Annotated in this window: 8 protein-coding genes; all 8 read right to left on the bottom strand. The window is 47.6% G+C overall.

Going from position 1 to position 12,384, the window contains the following annotated elements:
- Positions 1-14: 14 nt before the first annotated feature.
- Complete coding sequence (locus H8B09_RS23725) at positions 15-959, bottom strand: ABC transporter permease (protein ID WP_397376093.1); 945 nt, start codon at positions 957-959, stop codon at positions 15-17.
- Between the two features lie 237 nt (positions 960-1,196).
- The gene (locus H8B09_RS23730) at positions 1,197-3,485 is read right to left on the bottom strand and encodes an AraC family transcriptional regulator (protein ID WP_191206054.1); all 2,289 of its coding nucleotides are present in this window, start codon (positions 3,483-3,485) and stop codon (positions 1,197-1,199) included.
- Between the two features lie 238 nt (positions 3,486-3,723).
- The gene (locus tag H8B09_RS23735; protein ID WP_224753919.1) at positions 3,724-5,985 is read right to left on the bottom strand and encodes a rhamnogalacturonan lyase B N-terminal domain-containing protein; all 2,262 of its coding nucleotides are present in this window, start codon (positions 5,983-5,985) and stop codon (positions 3,724-3,726) included.
- Positions 5,986-6,499: 514 nt separating this feature from the next.
- Positions 6,500-7,255 (bottom strand): hydroxypyruvate isomerase family protein, encoded by a 756-nt coding sequence (locus tag H8B09_RS23740; RefSeq protein ID WP_191206055.1) that lies wholly within the window; start codon positions 7,253-7,255, stop codon positions 6,500-6,502.
- Positions 7,252-8,340 carry a rhamnogalacturonan acetylesterase gene (locus H8B09_RS23745; protein ID WP_191206056.1) on the bottom strand — a complete coding sequence of 363 codons (1,089 nt, stop codon included), beginning with the start codon at positions 8,338-8,340 and terminating at the stop codon, positions 7,252-7,254. The genes H8B09_RS23740 and H8B09_RS23745 overlap by 4 nt, the downstream gene beginning before the upstream one ends.
- A gap of 225 nt (positions 8,341-8,565) precedes the next feature.
- A complete protein-coding gene (locus tag H8B09_RS23750) occupies positions 8,566-9,501 on the bottom strand; it encodes a carbohydrate ABC transporter permease (RefSeq protein ID WP_191206057.1) in 936 nt (311 codons plus the stop codon).
- Positions 9,502-9,516: 15 nt separating this feature from the next.
- Positions 9,517-10,503 (bottom strand): ABC transporter permease, encoded by a 987-nt coding sequence (locus H8B09_RS23755; protein WP_191206058.1) that lies wholly within the window; start codon positions 10,501-10,503, stop codon positions 9,517-9,519.
- A gap of 102 nt (positions 10,504-10,605) precedes the next feature.
- Entirely contained in the window at positions 10,606-12,327 is a 1,722-nt protein-coding gene (locus H8B09_RS23760) for a type 2 periplasmic-binding domain-containing protein (protein ID WP_191206059.1), read from the bottom strand.
- Positions 12,328-12,384: the final 57 nt, after the last annotated feature.

Genomic DNA, 12,384 nt, shown 5'->3' on the forward strand with positions numbered 1-12,384 from the left:
GGTACTCTCCCTCTCTAAAGCAATCCGTCTTCGCCTAATTTCTTGGCGATACGGTCGGCAATCAACACCAGGATAAGCCCAATGACAGACTGGAACAGTCCTAGAGCTGTTGCACGGCTGAAGCTTCCATTCTCGATCCCCCATCGGAACGCAAGGACAGGAATCGTCGTCGTAAACTCGGTGGTCGCTTTATTCGCAAGTGCAAACACATGCTCGAAAGAGCCACCCATAATGCCGCCCAGGCTAAGAATCAACAATGTCACGATGGTTGGTCGGATTGAAGGCAACGTCACATTCCACATTTTCCGCAATCTACCGGCACCGTCGACCGTTGCAGCCTCATAAAGCTCCGGGTTAATGCCGCTGATGGCAGCGAGATAGATAATCGATCCCCAGCCCATGCTTTGCCACACCCCGATGGCGATATAAGAAAACAACCAATGCAAATCATCCTGTAAGAATGGAATGCGTTCGCCGCCTAACTGGTCAATCAGATTATTGATCATACCGCTGCCCTTGCCGAGCAACTGATAGGCAATCGCGCCGATAATAACCCATGAAACAAAGTGGGGCATATACAGCAGCGTCTGATTAACACGTTTGAATACGACACCTTTAAGCTCGTTCAGCAATAAGGCAAGCACGATCGGCATTATGAATCCACATGTCAAACCCAATATATTGAGCAGCAACGTATTGCGAATCGCACGGACAAAGTCCGGTTTCGAGAAGAGCTGTTTAAATACGTCAAGACCTACCCATTCGCTTCCCCAGAAGCCATCCGCTATTCGGTAATTTTTGAACGCGATAATAAGACCGAACATGGAAGCGTACTTGAAGACCAGGACGAAAGCAATAGGAATGAGCAGCAGTGAGTAGAACTGCCAGTCTCGGCGAAAATAATACTTAAATCCCTTCTTCGCTTTGCTCTTTTCCAATAAACCGTTTTCGTTTTTGATAGTTGCAGTGACAGCAGATTTCAAGATTTCACCTCCTCGTTGTGCGACTTTCCGTATGACCTTGCTTGTGTCTCGGATGGCCTCATCTTAGCGTCACTTCTTCCGATCGGTAAACGACAGATAATGATTCTGACAGTCGCATTCTGATCTTTAATCGCTTTATATTAATGAATTCAGCGTAAAATAGATCATTTGATGCACCTATAATCAAAAAACACCTGTTGCAATACAGTGGAGTCAATCGATAGGCTTAATGCCATTCATCTTGGCAGCCTTGAAGCTGCTTGGCGGCATCCCTTCGAATTTGCGGAAATAATGATTAAGGCTTCGGACGTTATAGTACCCAACCTCTGAGGCGATTTGTGCGATCGTCTGCCCAGAGTCCATCAGCATATCTTTGGCTTTGTCGATTCGCAGCTTATTCAGATAATCGACCAGACTCAATCCTGTCATCTCGTATGCGATCTTGCGCATATACGAATAGCTGATTCCAATTTCCTTGGCCATCTCTTCAAAGACGATATCCTTATAATAATTTTCGTTCAAGTAATGGACGATGCGTTCACCGTGATTCGACTCTTTCGACTCGCTTGCACTTGTAAAATATTTAATGATTTCGCTATAGAAGCTATATAGATGTTCTTCAATCTCGCTCAGCGTATCGCAAGACGCAAGTGCGGCATAAATGCTTCCTCGCTTGGTGAATATCCGTGTCGTATTGACATTGTTCTCGCGGAGATGCTTAATCGTTGCCCCCGCTAATTGGTTGTAAATAAATAAAATATTGTCGAACGACACATGTTCCGCTGTTTGGATTTCATTACGGATGCTGTCAAGCTCCTCCTTAATCTGATGAAGCGATCGATTGTCTATGAAGTTAAGTATTCTCATCTCACGGTTAGCCGGATAAATATACTTCGTGCTCTGAGCCATCTCATTCTTCCAATGCAAGATGCAGCCGCTTCCTGCAACCATCCTTTGTTTGATCGCTTCCATCGCTTCAGCTAATTGATTCGGAACCGTGCCGATGTCATCCGAGCATCGGCTTACGCCGATCGTTACGGAATGTTCAAGCGTCTTCACAGCCTGTTGTTTAATAATACCGAGAATAGCTGCGATTACTTTACCGTTATCAGCGTAAAGCTCTTGATTGAAATTAATAATCATGACAAATTGACCGTCGCCTTGATAAACGCATCTTGTTATTACGTCATATGGGAATAATCCATCATACTGGGAAATTAAAGCATAACGATGATACTTTCGGGTTTCAGGATTGGTTCGGTTCATATATTCACGATAACGATCAATGGAAGCCACTACGACAAGATAATAAGGCGCTTGGAATATGTCTTCGATCTCCCTGGTTACTTCCCCCCGAAGAAGGTTTTGAATAGCTGCCTTCTGAACGTCATGCTCCTTCTCATCCAGCAGCCTATGGAGCTCTTCTTCATCCTCCTGCATTCTCCTGAAGGCCTTTTCCAGAAACGCTAGTTCATTCGTCCTAGAGCCATCTCCTAGATGAACTCGCTCACGCACCGTTCGTACCAGCTTCCGTACCGGGTTAGATAGCCAAGTTGCAACAATGACCGTTAGGATAGAGCCTAAGAAGAGAATGACTAGATTGAGCACAATTATTTTCTTCTGAAGAATGTGCGTATTCCTCATTAGCTCGTCAACCGAGTATTTACTTACGTTAATCCAGCCCAGTTCATTCGACCTTGACCAGACGTACATCAACCGATTATGATCTACCTCCCGCACCTCATAGCCTTCCGTAGACTGCTGTTCCAGAATGCTTTGAAGCTCGGGGTCTTCGTTGCCATTGGTAAGCAGCAATTGCTTATCCGTCTGAGAAATAATGATCCCATTCGCCTTCATTAGCCAATAATTCTGATTCCCGAAGTTTGAAGTATTCAAATACTTCTCGACTTGGCTTTCCTTTAAATTGATTACAATCGTGCCTTGCGTAGCTGTTGAAAGGCTATTTAACGGGAAGATGAATGAAATGATGTGGATGCCTGCGCCATTCATGCGGGGATACCAAACGCCTTGAATGCCTATCCGCTCTTGCAAGGCCTGACCCATCCAGTCGATCGATTCATAATTCGCGAGCTTAATAATGCCTTTGTCGGATGAAACCACATAATCAGCATCGTTCAAGTAGAAGAAGGAAGAATAAATGCCGTCAATGCTTTGATTCAATGTGACTAATTCATTGAGAATGGTATTGGCATTGCGCACATTCTGATATTCTGCATTGAGTTTGACGTAGGATTCTATGGAACGAATGCGATCAAAAGTGCCAGCGGAAGCAAAGCGCACCGTATTCTGAGCAATGTTATTTAGTGCATTCTCATTTAGCATTTGACTGGCATTCAACCCTGCAAGCGAGGACTCGGCAATGGCTTCCTCCGAATTTCGAACGATCTGTGCACCGCTGAACCAAGTAACGATAACCAGAGGAATCGCCATCACGCAGAATAAAATCAAAGCCAATTGCAGGATCATCGGAAACTTTCTCATAGGGACCCTCCATCATAGTTGTTTCTTGAACAAGCATTTATATTATAGAGAGCTATAAAGCGCTTTCATATGTCTGTGATTTTTAATTTATGTTCATTTTTCTGACTGGGAATGATTTATGAATACCCTGCTATAAATAAAAAGCCGGTACATCCCGCTAGGATGTCCGGCTTCTAATGAATTTGTCGATCAATCTTTCTCTATTCGATCTCTTGTAATGCTACGCGAACGCATAAATTCACTGCAATTCGAGGCAATCATAGGCAAAGCTCGCACTGAGCCACGAGCCAAGGTCACTCGATCCGCTAAGCGGTCCAATTTCCATCGTGTTCGTACCGACAACAAAGCTTGAGGCTGGTATGTTGTAGGTGTATGTGGTGTTATTGCCACGATACGTACCGATTGTGATGTTTCGTCCTGCAGGTTGAGCTGAAATACTTGCCCCATAATTTATGCCATTCACCGCTACATTCGGTCGCCCATTGTTATACGCAACCGTAATTCCAATCTTCAAGGTGTGAGCAACAGCTGCTTGTGCAGCAGTCAAGTTGAAGGTGATCGTAGTTGGCGTATTGGCTCCACGGAACTGTACAGCCGGGAATTGATCCGCTGGACTACCGACGGCGAAGGTGGTAGGTCCCCAGCTCGCGTTGCGGATGTCCGATGGATGCATCCTCGACAGACTGCTGGCATTCTTAAATTCGAGCGGCGTACCGTCCCAGTCCCCGATCCGCCAGATAGCAGATGCAGTGCTTGGATCCCCCGTAATCGTACGCGTATTAAGCGTAGTAGGGGCTCCTGGATTAACCGTCACATTCTCCGTGTACACAGCCAATTCTCCCTTATACACGGTCATGACATACGTACCGGGAATGATTCCATACATGGAGGTCGTTCCCGCTGGAGCAGGGGTATACCAGTATTGGGCATCACTGTTGGAGAAACCTATCGTATAGTCGTAACCGCTCACTCTGCCATTCAGACCGTTAAGGATAACTCGGCCTCGTGTAGAATCGGCTACCCAACCCTGCAGATTCAGGCTGGACATCCAGCTGTAACTCGGAAGGCTAGGCGTTGATCCCGTCGTAAAAATATATGCATAGGGGCCATGCAAGCCGAGGCGAAGCGGTTCGGTCTGCGCGTGACCGGAGAACGTATAGTTGTAGACCTCCGCGTCTTGGAATTGAATATCTCGGTAGAATGGACCTCCCGAGCTTTTTTCTCGGCTGCCATAAGCTACGAATACACCGACGTTATTGCCTGTAACGCCCTTAATGGACAAATCCTTTGCCCGTTCATTGCCGTAATATTTCGATGAAGTATGACCGTCTGCATGAAGATAAACATCTCCGCTCTCGGCCGTTCCAGCCGCTCCTTCATTCATCGACTCCGCAATTCTATTAGTGAGAACGCTTCCATTTCCTCTGAAAATATATCGAAATTCGCCGAATACCGCCTGTGTAATATTAGTAGCCATATAGATAATATTCTCGCCTGCACGGGACGCATAGTAATGTGTGAACGGTTCGGTTGCAACCGTAATAAGCACGGTAGAACCTGAATTGAATAGCTGATAGGAGACAGTCCCCGAAGGGAATCCGGAATTGGTATGCGAAGGCTTGTAATTACCTTGCAGCTCCGTGCTGTTCATGTTGGCGGATATCAGATCTCCATACTGGTTGATGATGTAACTTAACCCCGCCCCGGTATTTACAATGATATTCGTCCCGCTAGTGGAAACCGTCAAAGATGTTGTTCCGCCTTCAGTAGTATATAGGCTCTGAATTTCAGACGGGGTTGCCACAGTGCTATATACTTTGAATTCGTCCATATTGAGCTTGGCAAATCCCCCGGCATATCCTGGCGAGTTGTCGCCAAGATACTTATGGTCCGTACCATTGCCTACAATTCCGCTTTTCGTTGTTGTATTATACTTCACCTGCTGTGCGATGCCGTTACGATAAATGGCGGTTGTCCCTGTGGCGTTATCATAGGTCACTGCGATGTGTGTCCACACGCCTACCGGGAAGAAGGCAGCTCGGCTTCCTTCTACGTATGACTCTTGCGGAGCCGTTCCCGTCGACAGCTTCAGCGGTACGTTATCGTTGAGAATGGATAAGTAGAAGCCATTGCCCGCAAAGTTTCCATTCGGCTTGAACCACGCAACCATATGCTCCCCTGTCAGAGCGGCATCCGGCTTCACCCAGAAGGAAACCGTTAAGTTCTGCGGCTGCAGTGCGGATAACGTCCCCAAATCAATGGAATTGTTAGTGCCATTGAAGCTAATGGCCTTCCCTACCTTACCTGTAATATAGGTTGCTGCGTCTCCATTCCACGTTGCGGCAATGCCGCTGGCGGAACTGTCATTAAGGTTATCATCAAATTTGAGATCTAGAACTTTATAATCTTGTATGGCTGCAGACGCAGTCCGCTGCGAAAAACCGGGCATCCAGCTCAGAAGCAGAACGAACATCAATATAAAGGCAGTTACTCTTTTCAAAAAAATTTCCTCCCTTTATGGAATTATTACGGATTGAGTTTCCATTCAATGAACCTAATAAGCACCTCCATTTCGGCAATGCGTTTCAATAAATAATCTCTCGAAGCAGCGTTCAACCGTTCTCGTCAATCAAAATTTACCACCACCTTTCAAAAGACTTCTCTCTTCTGGACACACAAAAAAATAGAAAAGAAGCAACTCAATGTATGACAAATGGAGATGTCTCTTTTCTACCGACCTAAATGAACTGCAGCTTGTAACCACACTATGGGTTGGGCACCTCGGCTTAATGCCATGTGACCCGTTCTCGTAAAGGCCGCATTAATTCCTGCCTTCAGGTTTATCACATTCATTTTATTCGAGAAGAAATCGCTTTCATATGTCTCTGTTTTTTACTTTATGTGCAATTTAACTGTCCTAACAAGAAAGACACATGCGCGGATGATTCCGCACATGTGTCTTTCATCTGCATCGTTAATGCTTCGGCTTTCTAAGTCATGAACAATTTAGTCACCTACAAGAACAACTCTCTTGCCTTCGCCAAGCCGCTGGCCGCATCCTCGGAAGGGAAATACTCGAGTCCGACATAACCGGCATACCCCGCGGATCGAAGGGCTTGGAATACGTTGGCGTAATGGATCTCGCCCTTATACAGCTCATGTCTTCCTGGGCAACCCGCAGCATGGATATGGCCAATGCTCGAGAGCCTTGGCAGCATTGTAGCGACTAGATTGCCTTCTGTAATCTGCTGGTGATAGATATCGTACAACACCTTCACCTGCTCGCTGCCAACTTGATCGATAATGTCAAATGCTTCGTCGGACCTTGCCAAGATATATCCCGGATGATCAACCGCCGTATTAAGCGGCTCCAGCGTCAGCGTGACACCCGCAGCTTCAAGAATCGGGACCGCCGCTCGAAGTCCGACCACGATATTCTCGAGCTGCGCTTCACGCGGCACCTCGCGAAGCTCATTCCCTGCCGTTACGATCAAAGAACGGCAGCCCAGGCCCTGCGCAACTTTGACCGTTTCCGATAGACCGACCAAGAAGGCTTGATGCTTTTCCCGATCGACCAAAGTCCCGCCCTCCGTACAGAACGTCGCGATAGACAGCTCCAATCGATCCATCTCTGCCCGCATCTTGTCGATGTCTTTGTTGCTCCAATTCCAGAACTCGAACGCATCATATCCGCTCGATTTGACTAAAGATAATGCCTCCGTCAGTTCCAATCCCCGGAACACCGATTCTATGCATACAGATGGTTTCATAGCGCTGCCCCTTCCTTTTGAGCGATCAAATGGTGTACGAGCGGCTCTACTCCAGCATCACGGATTCCTTGCGCGACCAACCTAGCAATCTCAATCGCGCCGAATTCGGAGAAATGGGTATTATCCTGCGTGCCTTCCGGAAGACATTCGTATTGTCCAGGCTCTGTCCATAGGAATACCTGCTTGGAGCGCTCTTCTCCCAGCTCTTCGAAGTACGCTTTGCTTAACGAGGCCAAGTCGATGAACGGTACCTGCTCCTGCAAGGCCAGCTGCCGCATCGCCTCGATATAATCGCCGTGCGTATTGCGAATCGTGCCGTCCTCTTCATAGAAACGCCGATGCATCGGCGCGATCAGCACCGGACATGCCCCGTGCCTGCGAGCAACATCGATATACTGTTTCAAATACGCCTGATACGTCGTAAAAGGATCCGTTCCTCCATCGTTATCTTTCTCATCGTTATGCGCGAACTGGACGAGAAGGAAATCGCCTCGGCGCAGCTTTTTCTCCAACCGGTTCAGACGTCCCTCCGTGATGAAGCTCTTGCTGCTTCTTCCGGAGCATGCATAATTCGCTGTCGCGATGCCGCCCGCAAGGAACAGACCGATCATTTGACCCCAACCCGTATATGGATAATGACCTGACGGTTGATCCGTTACAGTCGAATCGCCGGCAAGATGAATGGTCGGAATGTCCGCCACCCGCTTCACTTCAACCTTCTGCACCAGAGGAGCCGCCCCGCCGAAAGCGAGCTTCAACTGCCCGTCCATCACATGTACAGCAAACGAATGCGTTACCGATTGACCCGCTTCCGTCTTCACTTCATGCAGCCGCAGTCGTCCCAGACCTTCCTTCACCGTCGTTACGGTGGGGGCATCGGATGAGCCGAACGTTAAGGCCACCTTGTAGGTGCCATTCGGCACGTCCATCAATAGCGACGGTATGACGGAATCGAAATAATCGCCAGGCCACGAATCTCTCATATCTTCTGTCTTCGAACGCTTAGGCGGCAAGGAGAAACCATATCCTTGTTCCCTGTCATATTGGCAGCTTTCATTCGGAACAAACGAGTAGCCGAACTCCATTGCGAGGACCATCCCTTCTGCACTATGAAATTTGCTTCCATTTCTCCTCTAACTCTATTCGCATTCAATTTTGCCTGCAATAAGACTTTTTGGTACATGCAGTATAAAATAAGGACTACCACTTCTTATGCAAAAATTTGAGTTTCCCCTTGGCGATATAAACGAAAAAGGAGCCGAACACATTAGTGTTCGGCCCCTGCTCTTTCTTCCTTATGCTCGTTTCTATTACCCTTTCACGCCGCCAACCGTCATTCCTTTGACGAAATACTTCTGCAGGAACGGATAAATGATGATCATCGGCACGGATGCTACGATCGTCATCGTCGCGCGAATGGAGAGCGGCGACACTTTCATCGAATCGCCCGCGCCCGAGTTCGCAAACCCGGACTCCGCGCTCGAAGTCGTATTCGAGTTCTGCAGAATCTTCTGCAGCTCGTATTGCAAGGTGCTCAGATGCTCATTGGACGAGTTGTATAAGAATACATCGAACCAAGAGTTCCATTGCGATACGGTCGAGAACAACGCCACTGTCGCAAGTACAGGAAGACAAAGCGGCAGCACAATGTTAACGAATGTTCTGAAGTCCCCCGCTCCATCGATTCGAGCCGACTCGAGAATGCTGTCCGGCAATTGTTCAATGAAGGAACGAATGATGATCAAGTTAAACACGCCGATGATGCCTGGAAGAATATAAACCGCAAAGGTATCAAGCAAGCCCAAATCCCGGATGAGCAAGAAGTTCGGGATGAGTCCTCCGTTAATGTACATCGTAATAATGAAGGCGATCGTAACGAATTTCCGCAACACGTATTCCGGCCGGCTAATCGTGTAAGCAACCATTGCCGAAGCGAATACCGTAACGATTGTACCGATAACGCTGCGGAGAACGGAGATCAACGTCGCATTGTATACCGTGTTTTCATTGAATACAAACTTATAGTTCTCCAATGAGAATTGCCGCGGCAACAGGTGAATACCGCCCTTCATCGAATCCGCTGCGGCGTTTAAAGAAACGGCCAACGTATTGATGAAAGGGTACAGCGTAACGACCATGAGTAAAGTGAGAACTACGTAAATGATGATATCGAATATTTTGTCACCCAGAGAAGAGTTCCGACTCGAGAACTTTCTTGTCTTGGATACAGACGCCAAATTCGCCATGTTGAAACCCTCCTTCTAGAACAATCTTTCTTGTCCCATTCGCTTGGCGATATGATTCGCTGAGAATAAGAGAATGAAGCTGACCACCGTTTTGAACATGCCTGCCGCAGTAGCAAGCGGGAAGTTAAATTGCTGAAGCCCGTATTTCAGAACAAATATGTCAATGTTCTCGGAATAATCGACGTTCATACCGTTACCGAGCAGGTATTGCGGTTCGAATCCCGATTCCATCAAATATCCGATATTCATAATTAACAATACGATGACAACCGGCTTAATACCTGGCAGTGTAATATACCACATCCGTCTTAACCGGCCTGCTCCATCCATTTCCGCCGCTTCATATTGCGCTGGATCGATGGACGAGATAGCAGCGAGATAAACGATCGTATTCCATCCGATATCTTTCCATACCGAGCTTGCTCCGAAGATTCCCCAGAACCACTCAGCCTTGCCGAGGAATAAGTATTCCTGTCCTTTATCGATGACCCCTATCCATTTCAACAACTCATTAATGACACCGTCCGGAGCCAGCGTCGTTTGAATAATGCCCGCAGCGACAACCCAAGAGATAAAGTGCGGCAAGTAACTTACCGTTTGCACGACGCGTTTGAACGCGACTTTTCTAACCTCATTAAGAAGCAATGCCAACGTAATCGCCGAAACGAAGCCAAGTATCAGATTAATACCGCTCATCGCCAGCGTATTTCTTACAGCTCTCAGAAATTGATCAGAGAATGTCTCATCCGTGAACAAAATCTTGAAATGCTTAAATCCTACCCATTGCTGCTCCGAGAATTTCAATCCCGGCTGATAGTCTTGGAAAGCGATCGTCCAACCCCAAATCGGTACATACTTGAAGATGACCAGCCAGATCACAAAAGGAATGGACATGAGAACTAACATCCGTTGTTGCAATAGTCTCGTGAAGAACAGTTTCAGCCCAGTCGGTTTCTTTTCCAACGTCGAAGGAGACGTTGTCAGCGTGGCGTTATTGTCCATGGTTCATTCTCCCTCCGTCGGGCACAAGATAAAGGAAAGGCCGGACTTATGCGCGGAACAGCACGTTAAGCCGGCCTTTCGCCTCTTCCTAGTTATAGCCCATTACTTTGCCTTAGCAATTGCTACGAGTTTCTGGAGCTGCTCCTTGTACCACGACTCGTAGCCGGCAGTATCAAGCTTGTCGAACTCCTTCTTGTAAGTAGCCCAGATGCCTTCGAAGTCATCCGGCTTCGCAAGAACGAGCTTCGCGTAGTATTTCTTCGCAAGATCGTCTTTCTTCGTTTCCCACAGTTGTTGTGCCGAGCCTTGCTCCTTCGGAATACTCCAAGCTGGGAACCACGGACGATCTTCCGGCTTATCGAAGATGTCGGCATACGTCTTAATGCCGTATTTGCCAAGAATCGCTTTGTCGCCTTCCGTCAAGCTCATTTCGAACACTTCCGGCTGGAAGCCAACCGAACGCGCGTTGCCGTCAGCAAACGTGGACGTCGAATTGTATTGCGGGAAATCCCAGTCGTAAGTAGCGAAACCGTATTTCTCTTTGAATGCTTGGTCGATTTTGTCGATTTGTTCTTGCGTACGGTAGAAGCGGCCTTGATCATTGACTTCGTACGTTTCGCCTTTGATGCCCCAGCTGATCAGAACTTGGTTCTCTTCTTTCAGCATGTTATCCCAGTACTGAATGATGCGAGCCGGATCTTTCGCGCTCTTCGTGATGCCGATACCGCGGTTGCTCGTCCATCCTGCTGGATCCAGGTATTGGTCTTTCGTTCCGTCCCACGTTACAGCGAGCGGGTAGTACACGTAATCGTCTTGCGTCGGATCTTTTCTTGCAGCGTCTTTAAGCGCATTTGCCGCAGTGCCGACTTGCCAGCCGTAGTCGAAGAAGCCTACGACTTTCTTGGAAGACAGCTTTGCAATATATTGATCATAGTTGTCTACGAAGGACGACTTGTCGAACAGTCCCTTACCATTGAGCGTATTCAAAGTTTGCAGCCAACGCTTCTCGGAGTCAGAACCAGCATAAGTTTTGGCATCCAGCGTATCCAGATTAACTTCAACGTTGCCGTCATTCGGGAAGCCATCCAAGTGCATCGGCACGTTGGACGTTGCGAAGAATCTCCAGTCATTCGTCAGCGTAAGGGTACCCGTCAGACCTTCGTCCGGGTGCTTAGCAACGAAGTCTTCGATCAACTTCGTGTATTGGTCCATCGTTTTGATTACCGGATATCCTGCTTCTTTCAACACGCGGCGTTGTACCCAGAAAGCGCCTTGGTTGATGTTAGGATCCGGCGTAACTTCTCCGACTTGAGCGGAATATGGCAGGAAGTAAATATGACCGCCGTAATCGGCTTTCATACGCTCGAAATACGGTCCGTATACGCGTTTAATATTCGGGCCATATTGTTCGATCAAATCATCCAGCGGAATAAAAGCTTTCGCTTTCATTACCTCTTCGATCGCAGCGTCCGGAACGATAACGTCAGGATATTTATCGCCTGCGATCATCGTACCGATCTTCGTGTTGAGGTCGCCGACCAAGTGTTCGAGCTTGAAGTTGACGCCGGTTTGATCCTCGAGCACTTTACCGATCGTCGTTTCATTGGTGTTAACGTCCTTCTCACCGGATACACCGAGGAACATCGAGAACGTTACTTTGTCTTTCGGCGCATCTTTTGTCTCTGTAGTTGAAGCGCTTCCGGTAGTAGGAGTGGTAGACGAATCTTTAGGCGCATTGTTTTCGTCGTTTTTGTCACTTCCGCATGCAGCTACGGACATTGCCATAACAGCAGCCATCCCAGCGACCAGCAATTTCTTTGCCATACCTTCGAACCCCTCTCAATGCGATATGTTTTTGTAAGCACTTTCAGTATAAAAGCA

Source organism: Paenibacillus terricola (assembly GCF_014779765.1).
Classification (GTDB): domain Bacteria; phylum Bacillota; class Bacilli; order Paenibacillales; family Paenibacillaceae; genus Paenibacillus_T; species Paenibacillus_T terricola.

Coding starts and splice junctions, on each gene's coding strand:
- H8B09_RS23730 (WP_191206054.1), bottom strand. CDS start 3,485: ATGAGAAAGTTTCCGATGATCCTGCAATTGGCTTTGATTTTATTCTGC.
- H8B09_RS23740 (WP_191206055.1), bottom strand. CDS start 7,255: ATGAAACCATCTGTATGCATAGAATCGGTGTTCCGGGGATTGGAACTG.
- H8B09_RS23745 (WP_191206056.1), bottom strand. CDS start 8,340: ATGGAGTTCGGCTACTCGTTTGTTCCGAATGAAAGCTGCCAATATGAC.
- H8B09_RS23750 (WP_191206057.1), bottom strand. CDS start 9,501: ATGGCGAATTTGGCGTCTGTATCCAAGACAAGAAAGTTCTCGAGTCGG.
- H8B09_RS23755 (WP_191206058.1), bottom strand. CDS start 10,503: ATGGACAATAACGCCACGCTGACAACGTCTCCTTCGACGTTGGAAAAG.
- H8B09_RS23760 (WP_191206059.1), bottom strand. CDS start 12,327: ATGGCAAAGAAATTGCTGGTCGCTGGGATGGCTGCTGTTATGGCAATG.